This is a genomic window from Pseudomonas sp. RL_5y_Pfl2_73 (genome assembly GCF_963970515.1).
In the GTDB taxonomy this organism is placed as follows: domain Bacteria; phylum Pseudomonadota; class Gammaproteobacteria; order Pseudomonadales; family Pseudomonadaceae; genus Aquipseudomonas.
Map to the genome: position 1 here is coordinate 1 of NZ_CAXAPD010000031.1, position 18,335 is coordinate 18,335.

Annotated in this window: 19 protein-coding genes and 1 tRNA gene; 6 read left to right on the forward strand and 14 right to left on the reverse strand. The window is 55.4% G+C overall.

Annotated features, from left to right (window positions below):
* A partial coding sequence (locus AACY42_RS23810) for a hypothetical protein (protein WP_339482725.1) occupies positions 1–303 on the forward strand: 303 nt, incomplete at its 5' end.
* A 46-nt stretch (positions 304–349) separates the two neighbouring features.
* On the opposite strand, the gene AACY42_RS23815 is transcribed toward AACY42_RS23810, so the two are convergent.
* The 14 genes from AACY42_RS23815 to AACY42_RS23880 form a co-directional block, all read right to left on the reverse strand.
* Positions 350–1,117, reverse strand: coding sequence for a class I SAM-dependent methyltransferase (locus AACY42_RS23815; protein ID WP_339482727.1), 768 nt, complete (start codon positions 1,115–1,117; stop codon positions 350–352).
* Positions 1,114–1,836, reverse strand: coding sequence for a hypothetical protein (locus AACY42_RS23820; RefSeq protein WP_339482728.1), 723 nt, complete (start codon positions 1,834–1,836; stop codon positions 1,114–1,116). The genes AACY42_RS23815 and AACY42_RS23820 overlap by 4 nt, the downstream gene beginning before the upstream one ends.
* Before the next feature lie 383 nt (positions 1,837–2,219).
* Positions 2,220–3,080, reverse strand: a complete 861-nt coding sequence (locus AACY42_RS23825; protein WP_339482729.1) for a DUF4238 domain-containing protein — start codon at positions 3,078–3,080, stop codon at positions 2,220–2,222.
* 105 nt (positions 3,081–3,185) lie between these two features.
* Complete coding sequence (locus AACY42_RS23830; RefSeq protein ID WP_339482731.1) at positions 3,186–3,845, reverse strand: hypothetical protein; 660 nt, start codon at positions 3,843–3,845, stop codon at positions 3,186–3,188.
* 472 nt (positions 3,846–4,317) lie between these two features.
* The gene (locus AACY42_RS23835; RefSeq protein WP_339482733.1) at positions 4,318–4,506 is read right to left on the reverse strand and encodes a hypothetical protein; all 189 of its coding nucleotides are present in this window, start codon (positions 4,504–4,506) and stop codon (positions 4,318–4,320) included.
* A gap of 66 nt (positions 4,507–4,572) precedes the next feature.
* Positions 4,573–5,415 (reverse strand): chromosome segregation protein SMC, encoded by an 843-nt coding sequence (locus AACY42_RS23840; protein WP_339482735.1) that lies wholly within the window; start codon positions 5,413–5,415, stop codon positions 4,573–4,575.
* Positions 5,416–5,506: 91 nt separating this feature from the next.
* The gene (locus tag AACY42_RS23845) at positions 5,507–8,401 is read right to left on the reverse strand and encodes a DUF927 domain-containing protein (protein ID WP_339482737.1); all 2,895 of its coding nucleotides are present in this window, start codon (positions 8,399–8,401) and stop codon (positions 5,507–5,509) included.
* A complete protein-coding gene (locus AACY42_RS23850; protein WP_339482738.1) occupies positions 8,398–8,667 on the reverse strand; it encodes a DUF3077 domain-containing protein in 270 nt (89 codons plus the stop codon). The genes AACY42_RS23845 and AACY42_RS23850 overlap by 4 nt, the downstream gene beginning before the upstream one ends.
* The gene (locus AACY42_RS23855) at positions 8,664–8,954 is read right to left on the reverse strand and encodes a hypothetical protein (RefSeq protein ID WP_010457912.1); all 291 of its coding nucleotides are present in this window, start codon (positions 8,952–8,954) and stop codon (positions 8,664–8,666) included. Before AACY42_RS23855 ends, AACY42_RS23850 begins: the two co-directional genes overlap by 4 nt.
* A gap of 528 nt (positions 8,955–9,482) precedes the next feature.
* Entirely contained in the window at positions 9,483–9,788 is a 306-nt protein-coding gene (locus tag AACY42_RS23860; protein WP_053191855.1) for a hypothetical protein, read from the reverse strand.
* A complete protein-coding gene (locus tag AACY42_RS23865) occupies positions 9,785–10,039 on the reverse strand; it encodes a helix-turn-helix transcriptional regulator (protein WP_082097993.1) in 255 nt (84 codons plus the stop codon). Before AACY42_RS23865 ends, AACY42_RS23860 begins: the two co-directional genes overlap by 4 nt.
* An 84-nt stretch (positions 10,040–10,123) precedes the next feature.
* Positions 10,124–11,062, reverse strand: a complete 939-nt coding sequence (locus AACY42_RS23870; RefSeq protein ID WP_339482739.1) for a hypothetical protein — start codon at positions 11,060–11,062, stop codon at positions 10,124–10,126.
* A 246-nt stretch (positions 11,063–11,308) separates the two neighbouring features.
* Positions 11,309–12,550, reverse strand: coding sequence for a tyrosine-type recombinase/integrase (locus AACY42_RS23875; protein WP_046063906.1), 1,242 nt, complete (start codon positions 12,548–12,550; stop codon positions 11,309–11,311).
* Between the two features lie 165 nt (positions 12,551–12,715).
* Positions 12,716–12,800 (reverse strand) — tRNA-Leu (locus tag AACY42_RS23880).
* 108 nt (positions 12,801–12,908) lie between these two features.
* Between AACY42_RS23880 and queA the strand changes: the two genes are divergently transcribed.
* The 5 genes from queA to secF all read left to right on the forward strand — a co-directional run bounded on the left by queA (position 12,909) and on the right by secF (position 18,323).
* A complete protein-coding gene (gene queA, locus AACY42_RS23885) occupies positions 12,909–13,958 on the forward strand; it encodes a tRNA preQ1(34) S-adenosylmethionine ribosyltransferase-isomerase QueA (protein ID WP_339482741.1) in 1,050 nt (349 codons plus the stop codon).
* Between the two features lie 14 nt (positions 13,959–13,972).
* Positions 13,973–15,088: a tRNA guanosine(34) transglycosylase Tgt gene (gene tgt / locus AACY42_RS23890; protein ID WP_181288045.1), complete on the forward strand. Its 1,116-nt coding sequence runs from the start codon at positions 13,973–13,975 to the stop codon at positions 15,086–15,088.
* Positions 15,089–15,131: 43 nt separating this feature from the next.
* Entirely contained in the window at positions 15,132–15,467 is a 336-nt protein-coding gene (gene yajC, locus AACY42_RS23895; RefSeq protein WP_007982729.1) for a preprotein translocase subunit YajC, read from the forward strand.
* A gap of 63 nt (positions 15,468–15,530) precedes the next feature.
* A complete protein-coding gene (gene secD / locus AACY42_RS23900) occupies positions 15,531–17,399 on the forward strand; it encodes a protein translocase subunit SecD (protein WP_339482742.1) in 1,869 nt (622 codons plus the stop codon).
* Between the two features lie 9 nt (positions 17,400–17,408).
* On the forward strand, positions 17,409–18,323 hold the full coding sequence (secF, locus tag AACY42_RS23905; RefSeq protein ID WP_339482743.1) for a protein translocase subunit SecF: 915 nt from the start codon (positions 17,409–17,411) through the stop codon (positions 18,321–18,323).
* The last annotated feature ends 12 nt before the right edge of the window (positions 18,324–18,335 follow it).

Sequence of the window (18,335 nt, forward strand, 5' to 3'; positions counted from 1 at the left end):
CGGGTCTGCTTGCGCTTGCCGGCGTACTCGGCATCGGCGAAGGTCATCTGTTTCATCATTGAAAAGCTCGGCGACTGGTGTCCGGTAATTTTGCCAAATCAGGAAGTCTTTTTCAGAGTTTCCCTAGCTCCCCTTTGTCAGGCAGTAATTGGCCAAAAGCCGACCCGCGCACATATCTATGGACAGAGGAAACTCGAAAATTACTCGGGCAACCACAAAAATTTCAATAATAGGGCAGAGCCATTGGCGATGGTTTGGCCATTAAAATTACTGGTGTTAGAGGAAAAGCGCCGCTGGGAGTAAACGAAAAAATCCAGCACTCTGGCTGGCATTTCTCGAATGGGATAGCTCAGCATTTAACCCACTTAAAAGCTAGGAAGCGAGGAAACTCCCATTTTTTAGGATACAAAGATTGAATTTTTGGATCGGGCATAGGCTCTGCCATATTAAGCAGTTCGAAGCCGTATTTTGAAAAAATCGAAATGTATTTCTCTATCGGCCGATGGATGTGTGTTGTTTTAAACTCCGAATCAGATAACGATATTTTGAACGGAGCCTTTATCATGAGTTCTTTTTTATAAGAAAACCACGACTCTTTCTCATATCCCCAGTATCTAGGCCAAAAGCAAGGATGAGGAATCGTCGCAACAAATTCATCCCCTTTCCGCGCGACTTGGGATAATGTTTGAGCAAACTTATCAAGTTGTGGGTCTGCCGACAGCATCATGGCTGCCAAAAAGATAATTTTTTCATCAGAATCGCGTAGTAACTGCCCGCCGCAGTCTTCAAAGTCTGAATTAATAAAATAAATATTAGTGAAAATTGACAGGATAGATTTCGCAATATCTAAACTTCGAGCTGATGGCTCAATACATACGATCCTGTTGAAGCGCATGGCAAGGCGCCCGGTAAGCTCTCCCGTGCCTGAGCCGATATCTATTAAAGTCGCATCAAGATTTTGGCCAACTAGCGACTCTACCAATGGCGCCATCACATGAGTGAAGGTTATATCTAAACCTTCGTATATCTGATGATGTCTCTCAGACGCTAAACAGTCCCACTCATTGGCTAGCTCTTGAGAGGAGATATTCTCAATGTGAGAAAACTTCGATGTCATGTCTGGTTTCCATTCTGTTTCTGGGAGACATTCTTGGCGATTTGCACAAGTTCATAGGCCAAATGAAAGGCCGGATGAGAACCAGAGTCAAACTCCTCAATTATATGTTTGTCTGCTCTGGCTCTACCAATGGCTACTTTGCTCCCATCTCTGCCATAATAGGCAATGGTAAAGCGTGCGCTTGGATCACTGAGCAATTCCGTGCCGTAAACATATACTTTTGCGCCTTCTTTTTCCAGCTGCTCAGAAAAGGACGTATGAGTTGGCAAGCAGATAATTAACTCACCATTGTTTGCCTTTTCTAGAAGAAGCCTCTTCGACTGATCATCTTTGGCCCAGCTCATGTCGCGAGTCCAGATTGCTACTCGACCGCCATAGGCTATCCAGTGAAGCATATAATTACGTATTGAGTCGGAGTCGGATTGTTCAAAGACCCGCTTCCCATCCAGTGTGTAAACTTCAAAGAAGACCAAGAACCCATAGAGGAAGAATAGGATGACTCCTACTATAGATGTTATCGAAGCAGTGGTGGGTGTGATCTGTTTTGTATCTATGAGCGGGTAAAGTGAGGCGAGCAATGCAACCATGCTCAGAAAAATAAGAACCAGCTTTACAGTAAGAGCCATTACATCGCGGGAGCGTTTCGGACGAGGCCAGACTGGTTTGCTGGTCGCCCCCCCTTTTTCTTTCGATATTATCCGCTTGAGAAGGTCTTTCATGTTCAACCTAATTGGCCTTATTTTCTACGAACCCGTCGCAAATCGCTGATAGATTACCGCAAGTAAATTACGAACAGTCTACAGCTTTTGAAGCGGCTTAGGTGGCACGTTGCTGTGGGAAATAGCGGAATAAGGCCTGCTATGTTACTGGCGGACCTAAGGCAGATAGGGAGCTAAGAATGTACACGCTCGGGCCATTTCGCATCTGGTCGATCCCGACCACCATGGCAGGCGTGAGTGTGCCAGAAGCAGACGCTCACTCGACGAGCGTGCTCGTCTCACGCAGTCATCTGATGAGTCCACGAACCCTAGGTCATAGAAACCCACGCGTTCCCAAGGTAGCGAATTTTCGACGGGGAGAAGCAAAGACAGCCAGATAAAACTTATATGACTATTTGTTGTTGTTCATGGCTGTATTTCTTAACAAAAGCGTCAACTGTCGATGAAAGATGATCTGAGAAAACTCTATGCCGGGCTGCCCTGACAATCCCGCGGTTGAAATTTCTTGTTTCACTTGGAGATTGCTTAAACACTTCCACCGATTTTTTTCCGCGAGGGGTGCATACCAGTGCAAGGTCTTTTCGTAGACTAAGCATCAGCTCTGCCATCGGATGTCCCGGCCCCATACCGGCGCCACCACCAATTACAACAGGATTATCTGATGTCATGAAACTAACATTGTCAGCGGCTACAAAAAACTGCCAATTTTTGCTCAATACACTCTCGCTAATATTATTTGCAATCTCGAGCATTGGGCGCAATGAAACCCAAGCTTTTGCTTCTGCAGTCAAGCCATACTTATCGATTAAATCTGAAACCGCATCGTTATCTTTGGCTACTTCATTTAGGGCCATTTGTGCCGCCCAGGAATAGATTTGATTGATACCATCCCGAAAGCTAGGAACCCTTGTTAAGCTAAGTCCAATAAAGTAGGCAATCTTTCCTTTATGTTCGTCGGAAAGAGAAACCCCGCGGTTCGGCACAGCCTTGATGTTCTGAATTATGAGCGGCAAATCATTGTCTATGGTCTTGGCAAATGCTTTTTCTAAAGAGTCTATATCTTGCTCGCCGGCTTCGGTTTCTTGAGAGTAGTAGTAATGTTCGTAGGCAACAGACTTCACAGATTTTCTGCTTGGACGATATCCACTTCTCTTATCATAAACCCAAATGAATGGCGAGCCAGAATCTTCAGCAAATCCTTTTAAAAATGCCTGTGGTACGAAATGCTGCCTGATCGTTGCCAATCGAAACCTCCAAGCCATTATAATTTTCATTAAATGCTAAATTGTCGTGCCGGTTGCTCCAAATTTTCTCTGCTAAGCACGACATCGAACGATTTTAGCGCATTGCTATAATCCATACTCGCCGCCTAGCACTAATTGAAAGCTCCTGAGTTCCTCCGCGCTCAACTTCTTTTCAAGCGAGCTTTGACCAACAATCCGCACCATTCGCGAGCAAATTGCAGAATATTTTTCAATCCAGTAACTTCTTTCTAACTCGCCTAACCAATGGGTATTTTTTTGGGCCGAAGGGTACTCACCTAAAAGACCAATGTAATATCTTATCGAACCAGTCATTATTGCTATATTGTGTAGTAATGATAATATCGCTTTGTTTGCTGCCTCGGTTGGCTCTATTTCATTATTTGATAGAGCATAAATAACGATTCTAAGCGGCCGGCCATGATGCTCAGTACCGAAGCAGAAATTGTTAAATGGCGCGTCCAATTTTTTCTCAAACACCAAGTCCAATCTTGAAATTGCCTCTCGCGCCAATAGCAGTTTTTGCTGATGTGCATTTGAAGCGAAGCTTTTATATACTAAGTACCCTGCCAGAAGCGACGCTGCAGGAGCTATAACTCCACCAATATACGAACCAAAACCGCCCCAGTCTTGGTTGTTTGAGCTGATACTCAAATTTCCTGCTGTATACATCGCCAAGAAATATGGTATTCCAGCGACAGCCGATACAGTGATGAAGGCTAGGAGGGCAAACCTGAACTCTCTCAATGTTAATCCTTGGCTTATAATTACAATTATATGACATGCATGTCGCGTATAAAAGCGAGAGAATGTCGCATAGAACCCCTTGTCGCTATGTCATGGTTAATTTTCAAGCTAATCGTGACATAAGCGGCAAGTCCCTTTGATGGTCACGCCATGCGATAGGCTACCGTTTCGCCAGTATGGTGTCCAACGACCGCTTTTGGCCCAGAGTGTGTAAAAATGCTTCGCCAAAATTGAAGTGCGCGCGTCTACGTTAAATCTGAAATTTATCGGCACGTCAGCAGATGTGGATTTCGCGTAGAAATGCGATTTCCAGTCCGATTTTGAGTACCTGACGCGCGCAAAAACGTTTTTACGCAGCCTCGGCCGAAAGCTGCCCTTTTAGATGTGCGGGTGGGACTGAACAGTTAGACCTGTCGGCTCAACCAATTACCTATAGAGCAGGCAGCGGAAGCCGGATAGGCTTCCACGTACATTAACTCCGGCGCTTCAATTGCTGATCGATGAGGCTCAGTTCCGCTTTGATCGCATTGGCGGTGAGGCTTTGCATTGCTGTGCTTTTCCCCCAGCGAGAGCCCATGATCTTTAGCAGGGCGCTCAGATGGGCTTTCCTTGCCTTCAGCGTTTCGGTACGACTGGGGCTGTTCTGCGTGGCAGTGTTCATAGTGCTGATCCTTGGGCAGTGTTTAAACAGCCCACACGCGTAGGCTGTTTCAGGTGGGGCAGGTCGTTACAAAGCCAGCACGTCTTGCACCTTGTACCGCACTGAGCGCTCCGACAGGTCACTCCAGGCCCAACTGCTGAAGTTCTCGCCTTGCTCTGGAACGTTGAGCTTGAGCAGCGCAACAGGATCTCGGTCGATCATTCGACGCGCCGCACAGAGTTGCCCGCCTACATCGAGCAATGCCTGAGCGGCCTCATTCCACTTCTCTTCGAGCACCGCGTTCGCGAGGTGCAGCGCCTTGTTCTCAATTTTTTGATGTTCTTGCTGCGCTTCAGAGATGTGCTGATCGATGGTGGTCAGCTCTTGTTCCAGAGCGCTGATCATCAGTTGCTGACGGCGGTTTTGTTCGGCTACCGTCGCGAGGTTTTTGGCGGCTTTTTGAGCGTCAGCATTAGCGGTCTTCTCGCCCTCGGTATCGCCCCAGGCGACAGCCTGGGCATAGGCAGTTGCTGCTTCGGTCTCGGCCTGACGTGCCTTCGCCATTTCGTCTGTGGCTTGCTGACGGATTTCATTCAAGCGTGTGCTGACACTCTGGCGCTTTTCGTTGAGCTCGTGCTCGTCGGCTTTCCACGTCACCATAGCGTCGCGGTAGCCCGCCATCAGGGTTTCGTGATTAGCGATGTTTTCGCGTCGAAGAATTTTTTGATTTAACTGATTGATTTCAAAGTCCAGCGAATCACATTTCCTTTTCCGGTCGGCGTACTGATCCTGCACGTCCCGCTCCCGGCCTCGCTGGATAGACTCGGGGGCGGCTAGAGCGGTCTCATAGTGCAAGAGTTCGGCTCGCAGGCGTTCCACTTCGGAAGTCAGCTGTTCACGGCGGTCTTTCAGTTTTTGGATGTCGTTCATTGTTTCGTCTCTGTGTAATTCGATTGGGTTGGGTTCAGCGGCTGGCGAGGCCGGGAATCAGCCGGCACTACCTCGATCTGTAGGGAGGCCGTCAGGCAGCCCGAGCCTCGCTCTCATCCGTTCCCGGTATCGTCTTCACGATGTAGCAGCGTTGCGGGCCTAGACCTGGCAACCGAACCAAGCTCGATGCCTTCCCATCGCTACCAGGTTCTAGCACACCCCGATGCAGCAGCTCCTTGTTCACGGCGTTGATGTTCATGCCCCGAAATATCTCGGATCGCCATGCCTCGGGCAGCACGTAGTAGGTGTGGGTGGTGTGCATGGTGTCGCCCATGCCGTGCTCCAGCGTTTTGCGAAAGCCCAGGCGGTCAATGGTGCGGGGCCCGTGCTCGTCGATCTTCGCGGCGGCGGTTTCCCAGCGGGTGAAGCGGCTTTCACCAAAGCGCTCGATGATCTGGCGCAGACGGGCCAAGATCGCATCGCCTTCAAGGTTTCCGGCACCGCCACGCTCATTCAGCCACGCGCTCAGGCACACACGTGCCGCTGTGGTCGCGGTGCCGTCGGGCCAGCCGGTAATGCCGAGAGCGGTCGCCAGCTCTCCGGCAGCGGCGGCCAGCCCAAAGCGTGCGGCGGCTCGATGTGCCTGCCCACTGGCCGAAGCGGGGAGCGCTTTGGAAACAAAGCCTTCCAGAGTACGGCGGAGGATGGTTGACCATCCATGCATCTTGCCGGGCTCGCAAAGGGCCGCCAGGAACGCGGTGAGTGGCGTGCCGTAGTATTTGGCTACCCGAGCCTTGAGCGCGTCAGAGAGGGCCGCTGCGTCGTCAAAACCACTCAACACATCGAACATGCCGAGGCCTTTACTGGCATCCGCTGGTACGGCCAGCATGCGAACTTCCATACCGGCTTTCAGCTCCTTGTTGGCCTCGGCCATGTGCTGCGCCAACGTCTTCTCGCCGGTCGAGAGAAACAGTAAGCGCCACTCCTGTACCTGTCGGCCCGCTTGTCCTCGATCATTGGCGCGAGCCTTGCCGGTGCCGTTTCCGAGCATGTACACCGTTTCACCGATGATGCGCGGGTCGCACATGCCGATTTCATCCAGCACCAGGAGCCCGTCGGAATGCGCGGCGGCGATGGATTCCAGGGCGTTGTCTGTCGAGCGCCAGGAACGCACTACACGCGGCCCGCCATAGATCGAGGCGGCCACTTGCAGGTGGGTGGTCTTGCCACCGGAGCTGTCACCGTAGAGGTGAAACCCGCCCGACTCGTGACCGAGCATGTTCAGCAATGGTCCAGCAAAAGCCACGCTGACGACGAACGCCAAACGATGGTTGCCGACGCACAATGCGCCGATTTGCTCTTGCCATTGCTCCAGCGTGCCGGACTCGCTGATCGGTGGAAGTTGAGCACCGGCTTCATAGAAGTGCAGATGTTCGTCATGCGAGCCGATCTGGCGTTCGGGCAATAGGAAGGCATTCCCGTGCCAGCCGAGACGGGTGACCAGTCGAGCCCGTTGCGCACTGTCAAAGCCCTGCAAATAGCTTTGCAGGTCGTTGCGTGCGTTACGTCCAGAGCGGCTACCCGCCAGACGTAGGCCCATGTCCACAAGGGGGCCGAGTACGTCCTTGCCAAAGTCGCCGGTCATGGTGCGGGCCGGAATGTTCCAGCGTTTTTTCTGGCCGTCCGGGTCGTCGAACTCGACCAGTAAGCCCCAGTTGTGCCCCTTGTCGTCACGGGTACGGGCGAGGATCTCCAGAGGCGAGCACACAGGCCGCGCTTCGCCGTCGTCGCCGGAATAAAACACGCCTTCCGGCGTCAGGCGAAAACCGCCGGGCAGCAGGTCATTTTTTGATTTGGCTGGCCGCTTGGTTTTGGGCTGCACCTTTGGTTCGACTTCTCCGGCCGGAGCGGGAGCGGGTGCCGAGCCAAACAGCTCGCCAGTGCGCTCCAGCTCGGCGAGGTGGGCCGATGTCCAGTCCTTGGCGAGTGCGTCGGCTGCATCGTCGCCATCGTCCCATTGACCACCTTTGGCGAAGGTCGGTTTGTCGTTCTTTAGCGTGGGCTTGCGTTTGAAGATGTCCAGGGCGATTGCTCGCACTGAGGCGGCGCCGATGTCACGCAGCTTTTCCGCTACGGTTTCCATGCAGCTCTGACCGCTGGAGTCATTGTCCGGCCACAACAAGACCGACCGCCCTTTGAGCGGTGTAAGGTCGGCCTTGTGCCAAGAGTTAGAACCGTTCGGCCAGCAGGTCGCCACGTAGCTTGGCATCAGCTCAGCGGCAGCGTCGGCGGCTTTCTCGCCTTCGCACAGTACAACCGGCGCATCGAGCCGTTGCGACAATTCGTCCAGATGCAGAAGAGGGCGCGGATCGGGCAGACCTTGCCAACGCCATTGAGTGGTTTGACCGTCGGCGCGTTGGCACCAGGTCAACGGTGCAAAGACTTTCCTTGGCTTACCGTCTTCGTCGAGCCCCAGGTCAAAGCGATAAAGCGCCATGAGGGGCTGGCCTTGGGCATCGCGATAGATCCATACCTTAGAAGGCGCACCGTGTTGCCGATGCTTGGCCGGGCACTTATTCATGGCCTCGACCGGGATCGGCTGAATGGCAATCCATTCCGGCGCTTTGCCTTTGCTCGGTGCTGGCTTCGATTGCGCGGCTCCTGCCGATACGTGCAGCAGGTCCGCCAGCTTGTTGCAGGCTTCGACGTCTGTGCCGCCGTCGATGTAGCGCACCAGGTCGATCAGGTCGCCGCCTTTGTCACCGGTAGCAAAGTCCGCCCAGGTGCCTTTGCTCAGATTGACCTTGAGCGACCCGGCACGTTTGTCTGTGCGGGTTGGATTGGGGGCGGTGTATTCTTTGCCGCCATCGACACGCTTGCCGTTGGGCAGCCAGTGAGACAACACGCGATCAATGTCTTTGAGTGCGGCGCTTTTCACGTCGGCAAAGCTGGGGCGTTTTGTTGGGCTGTTCGTGCGCTGGGTCATGTCTCGGCCCCCGGCATAAACATCGCGTCGTTCACGTCATCGATCAGGGCTTTTGCCATTTCGCCGAGGTACAGCGCGCACCAGCTGTAGCGCTCGCCCTTGTCACTCATGGCGGCATCAAGGGAGAGTTGATTGGCGTAGTGCTGGAGGAGCGAAACTGTTTCGAGCGCGTCCTCAATAGGAATGCCCGCATTCACCCGAAATAAGCCCTTGCCGGAGGTTTTATTGAAAAACGACGCTCGGCCTAGTGTGGTGGGAGCGCTCATACGGCACCGCCTTTCTGATCCATCGGAACGGACGTGGTGTCACCGTGCAGGGTTAGGGTTTTGATCAGTCCGAGGGTGCCCCGGACATCCCAAATAACAGCGGCGAGTACATGATTGGCTAGGCGTGGCCTGTCGCTTTCGCTTTCGAAATGGTCCTCAAGCAACATCAGTACGGACTCTGCGCGGTTGATAGCACAGGTGATTGCATCAACAGGGACACCCTTCTCGATGTCTTTGCTGACGCAGAGCAGGTCTTCGGGCAAGGCGAAACTGAGGGAAGAATTCATTGAGCACCGCCTGCGGCTTCGAGAGCGCGAGCTTTGACCATATGGGCGTTGTAGCGGGCAAGACGAGTAGCGAGGCTGGAGTTGGCGTGTAAAGCGGCGAGAGCCATTGCACGGTGTGCAGCGGCGCGATTTTTGAACGGATTGAGGGCGTGCATCTGGCGAAGCTCCTATTGTTGAGGAGCTGCCACGTTCGTTACCAAGCGAATGGGTGGCAGCTGTGCGCAGGTTGGTAAACCGGGACAATAGGAACCCGGCAGACCCGAAGGTCTCCCACGCACAGCCACCATAAAACGAAATTGCGGGCGTAAAAAAAGCGCCTGCAAAAGAGATATGGGCGCTGTTGCGCCTATTGTTCAACGGGTTACCAAGCCCGGCCGCTGAGTTTGCAGCGACGACCGAAGAGTAACGTCCGTTTTTCGAAAGTGCAACTGCGTTGATGACTTGCGGAATTGTCAGGTGCGGCATAAATTGTTCGGGCATGTAGATTTACCTCAACGCCTCCGGATCGCCCCCGGAGGCGTTTTCGTTTCAGGCATGAAAGTCGAAGCGTAGGGAAAGCAGGGGCAGGAAGCCGCCTTGGAGCATCGAGCGGGCATCCTCATAGGCTTCTGCTTGCTGGCCCTCGTCGACAATCACCGCCCCGGTCTTCTCGCAGTGGAGGGAGAGCGCACACCAGGTGCCGTCGGCCCAACTGAGCACGCTGACCACACGACCTTGTTTGTCCTGCTGGCTGCGGTAGCGCTCCAGGCGTTGCATGAGGCGAGGCGAAAAGCCGATCTGGCGAAGAATGGAAAACGGGTACATCAGGGCTTTGTTGGCGATCTTGCGGCTCATGCGGCCACCTGATCACGGGCAGCGATGCGTGCCCGTGTCCATGCTTGAACTTCTGCCAAAACCCATGCAACCGGAGCGCTTCGGGCGTTGCTGTTGCTGAGCTTCACCGGCATTGGGAATCCACTGTCCGGTTGGCGCATGAGCTTGTAGATGGTCGGGCGTGCGAGCCCTACGATTGAAATGACCTCTGGCATTCGAATGAGGGTCGATGCTGGGTCATGAGAAGCGATGGTTTTTGATGCGGTATTCATAGCGAGCCTAACCTGTGTGAAATGAGACAACAGGCCATACGCTACGTAGGGGAGGGGGAACGGACTGTGTCCGCTCCCCTTTTTTTATTTGAGTGGTCTAAGACCCAGGATGGTCAGGTGGTCCCTGATGGTTTTTTTGGTTCCATGAACGTTCTGGTCGAAAAGCAGATTGGTTAGCTCTGCATCGCTCAGACTGCGCTTTTCAATCAAGCGGCCACTAATGATTTTTTCGGCTGCTGCCTTGATATTTGCGCGCCTATACATCGTGTCCGATTGTATTTTTGATTCAGGGGCTCGATTTCCCTTACCGGCTTCATGGCCCCGCTTCGATGCCTTTGCCGAGAAAGCCTCATCGAGCATTCGGTGCATCAGGCTGGATGCGTTGAAGCCAGTCTTGAATACGTCGATGTTTTCCGCTTGCCTATACAGTACTGCCATCGATAGGGTCTGTTTGGCTTCACCCAGCAATTCAGCGAATCGCTCTCGCGCTTTGATTTCGGTTCCACTGCGGCGGTATCGTTCTTTTTCGACCAGGTCTAGATATTGGGGGGGCGAGTCATTTCTCAGCTGCTCTAGCAGTTCTGCATCGATGTCGTAGGTCGCAAGTTCAAGTTCAAACAACCAGTTTCCGAGTACCTCTACAGCTTCGGTGCCAAGCACGAGAGCAAAGGCCGCTGCCAGTTGCGAGTCTGTAGCTTGATGGTTGAAGCCAGGGAGATGTCGAATGACATTTGGCAGTGAGGCTGCTCCCGCGAAGCTTGCATGGTCATCGATGACGTCACGTAGCTCAAAGATCGTTGTTGTGACTGGCTCAGCACACAGCGCATAGGAGCCATCCTCAAGCCAGAATGAAGTAGCGTCGTCGATAAGGTCGAATGCTTGTCGGAAGTGCTCGCTGAACTGGCGATAGAGAGCCAATTCGCGAACGGCACGTTCGACGTCGTCCATGTCCTGGATTAAGCACTTTACATCGATCCCTGCAATTTCCAGCTCCTCTATTCCAGTGCTTGATTCAATGTGCATGTTGGGCACCCCGTCGCCCCGGAGCTCGGGGGCAGTCGCAGCGATGCACATATGAAGACGCCACCGCCCACAGGGCTGAAGGAGGCGGATTTTCGTTACACGACTTGGTGTCGTTACACTCGGTGTATCGTTGAGGTGGTCGCGGTGTAACTCGAAAAAAACACAATAAATTCAATTGGTTGGTGTCGTCCGTTACACGTGTCACACGCGTTACACCGGTTTTAGAGGTGGGCTGGGTATTCGTACTCATACAGCCTTTCCGAATTGGCCTTGCACGACATTGCCTGCCTCCAAAGCATCGAGGTGATCTGCATACCACTGCATCATCTTTACGCGCTGCTCAAGGTATTGGGCCTTGTTATACACCCCTGAGATACCTTCCTCTTTGTGAGCAAGCTGCGCTTCGACGTGCTCTTTCGGCCATCCATGTTCACGCAGCAATGTGCTCGCGGTGTGGCGAGTACCGTGCCCCACTAAGCGGCCTTTGTAGCCGATGGTGGCGAAGACTTTGTTGATTGTGTTCTCACTGATAGTGGGATTCTTGGCGCCGACGCCCGGAAAGAGCCAGCGACTACGACCTGTCAGACAGTGCAGCTCTTTCAGCGCGGCAACAGCCTGACTGGGAAGAGGGCATACAAAGTCCCTGCGCATTTTCATCTTGGCGGCAGGAGTGGTCCAAATGGCCTTCTCAAGGTCGAACTCCTTCCATTCTGCCAAGCGGACCATCCCCGGTCGTGATGCTGTCCAGACGCATAGCCATGCCGCAGTGCGGGCTGTCAGCCTACTTGGGGTGTTCTTGAGCGCCTGTAAAAACTCACCCAATTCAGGCTCCAGCAGATGTGGATGTTGTTGGGTTTTAGGGGCTTTGGCTGCGATATCGCGAAGGCGGCTTCCTGGATCGTTTTCAGTCAGGCCTAAGCCGATGGCGCGCCCGAAGATCTGATTTATCCAGGTACGGCACTTTTCCGCGACGTTGTGCGCATCCCTCGCTTCGATTGATGCTTGGAGTTCTGCACAATCAGTACGTGTAATTTCGTCTAGGGGCTTGTCCCCCAGGGCAGGAAGTATGTCTTTTTCGAGATAGGTACGAATTTTGTTGAGGGTGGAGGGTGCGAGACCTTTTTCCTCCTTTGCCTTTAGCCAGTCATAAGCAGCCGCTCGAAAGGTTCGAGCTCTGGCCGCATCAATAGCAGCTTTCGCAAATCGTTTTTGCTCGAGGGGGTCAACACCGCTGCTCACTACTTTGCGTAGATCGGCAGCTTTCTCTCGTGCTGATGCACCACTAACTTCTGGATAACCCCCCAGCCCCATCCAAGCCCAATTGCCCGCCGGACGTTTGTAGCGAAGCTGCCAGGATTTACCACCATCAGGTTTGACCCTGAAGTAGAGGCCGTTTCCGTCCAGCTCCCGGTACTCCTTTGATTCCGGCTCCAATCCCGCAAGTGTTGTATCTGCGAGAGGGCGACGCTTGATGTCTGCGCGCTTCATCCTTGTATCCCAAAGTTCGGTATTTTTCTCAGGATACAAGCAGGGATACAGGGATACAACGGATAAGGGGATACAGAGGTAGATAGCCAGACACAAAAAAACCGGCTCAAGTGGCCGGTTTCTTTGGGTCTGAGAGTCTGGTAGAGACTTTCAGATACTGCTATATGGTGCCCCGAGGGAGACTCGAACTCCCACTCCTTTCGAAAACGGATTTTGAATCCGCCGCGTCTACCAATTCCGCCATCAGGGCTCAATGGCGGCGAAGTATAGAGAGGTGACTACCGTTGGTCAATCACGTTTCATGGAGAATTTTTGATATTTCCGCTAGACTTTGCGGCCCTGCTAGACGAACCCCATCATGCGTGTTGCTGACTTTACCTTCGAACTCCCGGATTCGCTGATCGCTCGCCACCCTCTGGCCGAGCGTCGCGCCAGTCGACTGTTGACCCTGGACGGGGTCAGCGGTGCCATGGCTCACCGTCAATTCACTGATTTGCTTGAGCATTTGCGCCCAGGCGATTTGATGGTGTTCAACAATACCCGCGTCATTCCCGCGCGTTTGTTTGGCCAGAAGGCCTCCGGCGGCAAGCTGGAGATTCTGGTGGAGCGGGTGCTGGACAGTCACCGTGTGCTGGCCCATGTGCGGTCGAGCAAGTCGCCCAAGCCCGGTTCGTCGATCTTGATCGACGGTGGCGGTGAGGCGCGGATGGTGGCGCGGCATGATGCGTTGTTCGAGCTGGAATTTGCCCAAGAGGTGTTGCCGTTGCTCGACCGTGTCGGGCACATGCCGTTGCCTCCTTATATAGACCGCCCGGACGAAGGTTCGGACCGCGAGCGTTATCAGACCGTGTACGCCGAGCGCCTGGGGGCGGTGGCGGCGCCGACGGCGGGGCTGCATTTTGATCAGCCGTTGCTGGAGGCGATTGCCGCCAAGGGCGTGGAGACGGCGTTCGTGACGCTGCACGTCGGCGCCGGGACGTTCCAGCCGGTGCGCGTGGAGCGTATCGAAGACCACCACATGCACAACGAATGGCTGGAAGTCAGCCAGGACGTGGTCGATGCCGTGGCGGCCTGTCGCGCGCGCGGCGGGCGGGTGGTGGCGGTGGGGACCACCAGCGTGCGGTCCCTGGAAAGCGCCGCGCGCGATGGCGTGCTCAAGCCGTTCAGTGGCGACACCGATATCTTTATCTACCCGGGCCGGCCGTTTCATGTGGTCGATGCCCTGGTCACCAACTTTCATTTGCCCGAATCCACGCTGTTGATGCTGGTTTCGGCGTTCGCCGGTTATCCCGAAGCCATGGCCGCCTACAAGGCCGCCGTCGAGCATGGATACCGCTTTTTCAGCTACGGTGATGCGATGTTCATCACCCGTAATCCCGCGCCACGCGGGCCCGAGGAAACAGTATGAGTCGCACCTGTCGCATGTCCTTCGAGTTGCTCGCCACCGATGGCAAGGCTCGTCGCGGTCGTCTGACCTTCCCCCGCGGTACCGTGGAAACCCCCGCGTTCATGCCGGTGGGCACCTACGGCACGGTCAAGGGCATGCTGCCGCGTGACATCGAGGCGATTGGTGCGGAAATCATCCTGGGCAACACCTTCCACCTGTGGCTGCGCCCGGGCATGGAAGTGATCAAGGCCCACGGCGACTTGCACGATTTCATGCAGTGGAAAGGCCCGATCCTGACCGACTCCGGCGGTTTCCAGGTGTTCAGCCTGGGCGCGATGCGCAAGATCAAGGAGGAGGGCGTGACCTTCGCTTCTCCGGTCGATGGTTCCAAGGTGTTCATGGGGCCGGAAGAGTCGATGCAGGTACAACGCGACCTGGGCTCGGACATCGTGATGATCTTCGACGAATGCACGCCGTACCCGGCCGATGAAGACGTGGCGCGGGTCTCCATGGAGCTGTCGTTGCGCTGGGCCCAGCGGTCGAAGAACGCCCATGGTGACAACACCGCGGCGCTGTTCGGCATCGTCCAGGGCGGCATGCACCGTGACCTGCGCATGCGCTCGCTCGAAGGCCTGGACAAGATCGGCTTCGACGGCCTGGCGATTGGCGGCCTGTCGGTGGGCGAGCCCAAGCACGAGATGATCAAGGTGCTCGATTACTTACCGGGCGAAATGCCGGCTGACAAACCTCGTTACCTTATGGGCGTTGGCAAACCGGAAGATCTGGTTGAGGGTGTGCGCCGCGGGGTGGACATGTTCGATTGCGTGATGCCAACCCGTAATGCCCGCAATGGGCATCTGTTCATCGACACGGGTGTGCTGAAGATTCGTAACGCGTTCCATCGCCATGATGATTCGCCGCTGGATCCGACCTGCGATTGCTATACCTGCCAGAACTTCTCCCGCGCTTATCTGCATCATTTGGACAAATGCGGCGAAATGCTCGGCAGTATGCTCAATACCATCCACAACTTGCGCCATTATCAGGTGCTTATGGCTGGTTTGCGCGAGGCTATCCAACAAGGTACATTGGCCGCCTTTGTCGAGGCCTTCTATGCCAAGCGCGGGTTGCCTGTACCGCCCTTGGACTGAGTTTTCCGATCCCTAGATTCAATACTTGCAACTGGAGTGCTAAATGAGCTTTTTTATCTCTAATGCCATGGCTGACGCGGCTGCACCGGCTGCCGGCCCTATGGGCGGTGGTTTCGAGTGGATTTTCCTGGTTGGTTTTCTGGTCATCTTCTACCTGATGATCTGGCGTCCACAGGCCAAGCGCGCCAAAGAGCAGAAGAACCTGCTCAGCAGCCTGCAGAAGGGCGACGAAGTGGTCACCACCGGCGGCATCGCTGGCAAGATCACCAAAGTGGCTGATGACTTCGTGGTACTGGAAGTGTCCGACACTGTTGAAATGAAGTTCCAGAAGGGCGCAATCGCGGCCACGCTGCCAAAAGGCACGCTGAAAGCGATCTAAGTAACAACTTCTTTTCAATCGACGGGGCGCGCAAGGCGCCCCGCGTCATAAGCGGGCGGCGTGATGCTGAACAAATACCCTCTGTGGAAATATGTACTGATCCTGGCGGTGCTGGCGGTCGGTCTGATTTATTCCGCTCCCAATTTATACCCGGATGACTCGGCCATTCAGGTCAGTGGCGCAAGCACTGCGCTGCAGGTCACCCAGGCCGATCTGGACCGTGCGAGCGCTGCGCTCAAGGCGTCCAACATCGAGGTCAAGGCTGCGTCCATCGCCGAAAACGGCAAGGGCGGCTTGTTGCGCCTGGTCAAGGCTGAAGACCAACTGCCTGCCAAGGATGTGGTACGCAAGGCGTTGGGCGACGATTACGTGGTGGCCCTGAACCTGGCCCAGACCACCCCGCAATGGCTGCGCAACCTTGGCGCGCATCCGATGAAGTTGGGCCTGGACTTGTCCGGTGGTGTGCACTTCCTGTTGGAAGTGGACATGGACAAAGCTCTCGATGCGCGTCTGAAAGTCTACGAAGGCGATGTCAAGAGCTTGCTGCGCAAAGACCGCGTGCGTTATCGCAGCCTGCCGCCACTCGACGGTGCCATTCAGCTGGGCTTCAGCGATGAAGATACCCGCGAAAAGGCCCGTGCGTTGATCCGCAAGAACTTCAATGATTTCGACATTGTTCCGGCCGACCTCAATGGTCAGGTGGTGCTGCGTCTGGCGATGACCCCGGCCAAGCTGGCGGAAATCCGCGAATACTCCATCAAGCAGAATTTGACCACGGTGCGTAACCGCGTCAACGAGCTGGGTGTGGCCGAGCCGATCGTGCAGCGCCAGGGCGCCAACCGCATCGTGGTCGAGCTGCCTGGTGTGCAGGACACCGCCGAAGCCAAGCGTATCCTCGGCAAGACCGCCAACCTGGAGTTCCGCCTGGCCGCTGAGCCGGGTGCTTCCAGGGCTACTTCCGAGAGCTTCGAGTTCCGTGAGGGCGGTCGTCCGGCGGCGCAGATCGAGCGTGGCTTGATCATCACCGGTGACCAGGTGACCGACGCCCAGGCGAGCTTCGACGAGCAGGGTCGCCCTCAGGTGAACATTCGCCTGGACGGCCATGGCGGCGAGCTGATGAACCGCGCTACGCGCAGCAACGTCGGTCGCAGCATGGCGGTGATCTTCATCGAGCAGAAGCCGACCACCACGTACACCAAGCAGGTGGTCAACGGCGTCGAGAAAGACGTCGCGGTGCAGACCTTCAAGGAAGAGAAGAGGATCATCAGCCTGGCGACCATCCAGTCGCCGCTGGGCAGTCAGTTCCGTATCACTGGCCTGAACGGACAGGGTGAGTCCTCGGAGCTGGCCCTGCTGCTGCGTGCCGGTGGTCTGGCCGCGCCAATGTACTTCGCTGAAGAACGCACCATTGGCCCGAGCCTGGGCGCCGACAACATTGCCAAGGGTGTCGATGCTTCGCTGTGGGGCATGTTGTTCGTGTCGCTGTTCATCATTGCCATCTACCGCTTCTTCGGCATCATCGCCACCGTCGCCCTGGGGGTGAACATGGTGCTGCTGCTGGCGCTGATGTCGCTGCTGGGGGCCACGCTGACCCTGCCGGGTATCGCCGGTATCGTGCTGACCATGGGCATGGCGGTAGACGCCAACGTGCTGATCTTCTCGCGGATACGTGAAGAGATCGCCGCGGGCATGTCGGTCCAGCGGGCAATCAACGAAGGCTTCGGCCGGGCATTCACTGCGATTATCGATGCCAACCTGACCACGTTGTTGGTCGGCGGAATTCTCTTCGCCATGGGCACCGGCCCGGTCAAGGGTTTTGCAGTGACCATGTCCCTCGGGATCTTTACCTCGATGTTCACAGCCATTCTGGTGACCCGTGCAATGGTCAACCTGATTTATGGTGGCCGTGACTTCAAGAAGTTGTGGATTTAAGGGGCTGCCATGTTACGTACAATCAACTTCATGGGCGTTCGCAACATTGCGTTCGGCGTCACATTGTTCCTTACCGTCCTGGCGCTGTTCAGCTGGGCCACCAAGGGCTTGAACTATGGTCTGGACTTCACCGGCGGCACGCTCATCGAGCTGACCTACGAGCGTCCGGCCGACGTCACCCAGGTGCGCGAGCAACTGGCAGCGTCGGGCTACAGCGATGCCGTCGTGCAGAGCTTTGGTGCAACCACCGACCTGCTGGTGCGCATGCCGGGTGAAGACCCGCAGTTGGGCCACCAAGTGGCCGAAGCCTTGCAGAAGGCTGGTGGCGACAACCCGGCCCAGGTCAAGCGCGTCGAGTTCGTCGGCCCGCAAGTGGGTGAAGAGCTGCGCGACCAGGGCGGTCTCGGCATGCTGATGGCCCTGGGCGGCATCCTGCTCTACCTGGCCTTCCGCTTTCAGTGGAAGTTCGCGGTGGGCGCGATTGTCTCGCTGATCCACGACGTGATCGTAACCGTGGGTATCCTGTCGTTCTTCCAGGTCACCTTCGACCTGACGGTGTTGGCGGCGGTGTTGGCAATCATCGGGTACTCGCTCAACGACACCATCGTCGTGTTCGACCGGGTGCGTGAGAACTTCCGCGTGCTGCGCAAGGCGTCCTTGATCGAGAACATCAACATCTCGACCACCCAGACCTTGTTGCGGACCATGGCGACGTCGATCTCCACCTTGCTGGCGATTGCCGCGCTGCTGTTCTTTGGGGGCGACAACCTGTTCGGATTCTCCATCGCGCTGTTCATCGGTGTGTTGGCGGGTACTTACTCGTCGATCTACATCGCCAACGTGGTGTTGGTCTGGCTGAACTTGACTACCGAGGACCTGATTCCTCCTGCGGCTACTGAAACGGAAGTGGACGACCGCCCGTAAGGCTCGCCGCTC

What these genes read in the sequence shown, in the direction of transcription:
- AACY42_RS23860 (WP_053191855.1), bottom strand. Translation starts at nt 9,788, where the DNA reads ATGAGCCGCAAGATCGCCAACAAAGCCCTGATGTACCCGTTTTCCATT.
- AACY42_RS23875 (WP_046063906.1), bottom strand. Translation starts at nt 12,550, where the DNA reads ATGAAGCGCGCAGACATCAAGCGTCGCCCTCTCGCAGATACAACACTT.
- AACY42_RS23835 (WP_339482733.1), bottom strand. Translation starts at nt 4,506, where the DNA reads ATGAACACTGCCACGCAGAACAGCCCCAGTCGTACCGAAACGCTGAAG.
- AACY42_RS23845 (WP_339482737.1), bottom strand. Translation starts at nt 8,401, where the DNA reads ATGACCCAGCGCACGAACAGCCCAACAAAACGCCCCAGCTTTGCCGAC.
- secD (WP_339482742.1), top strand. Translation starts at nt 15,531, where the DNA reads ATGCTGAACAAATACCCTCTGTGGAAATATGTACTGATCCTGGCGGTG.
- AACY42_RS23820 (WP_339482728.1), bottom strand. Translation starts at nt 1,836, where the DNA reads ATGAAAGACCTTCTCAAGCGGATAATATCGAAAGAAAAAGGGGGGGCG.
- secF (WP_339482743.1), top strand. Translation starts at nt 17,409, where the DNA reads ATGTTACGTACAATCAACTTCATGGGCGTTCGCAACATTGCGTTCGGC.
- AACY42_RS23840 (WP_339482735.1), bottom strand. Translation starts at nt 5,415, where the DNA reads ATGAACGACATCCAAAAACTGAAAGACCGCCGTGAACAGCTGACTTCC.
- tgt (WP_181288045.1), top strand. Translation starts at nt 13,973, where the DNA reads ATGTCCTTCGAGTTGCTCGCCACCGATGGCAAGGCTCGTCGCGGTCGT.
- AACY42_RS23855 (WP_010457912.1), bottom strand. Translation starts at nt 8,954, where the DNA reads ATGAATTCTTCCCTCAGTTTCGCCTTGCCCGAAGACCTGCTCTGCGTC.
- AACY42_RS23865 (WP_082097993.1), bottom strand. Translation starts at nt 10,039, where the DNA reads ATGAATACCGCATCAAAAACCATCGCTTCTCATGACCCAGCATCGACC.
- queA (WP_339482741.1), top strand. Translation starts at nt 12,909, where the DNA reads ATGCGTGTTGCTGACTTTACCTTCGAACTCCCGGATTCGCTGATCGCT.
- AACY42_RS23850 (WP_339482738.1), bottom strand. Translation starts at nt 8,667, where the DNA reads ATGAGCGCTCCCACCACACTAGGCCGAGCGTCGTTTTTCAATAAAACC.
- yajC (WP_007982729.1), top strand. Translation starts at nt 15,132, where the DNA reads ATGAGCTTTTTTATCTCTAATGCCATGGCTGACGCGGCTGCACCGGCT.
- AACY42_RS23870 (WP_339482739.1), bottom strand. Translation starts at nt 11,062, where the DNA reads ATGCACATTGAATCAAGCACTGGAATAGAGGAGCTGGAAATTGCAGGG.
- AACY42_RS23815 (WP_339482727.1), bottom strand. Translation starts at nt 1,117, where the DNA reads ATGACATCGAAGTTTTCTCACATTGAGAATATCTCCTCTCAAGAGCTA.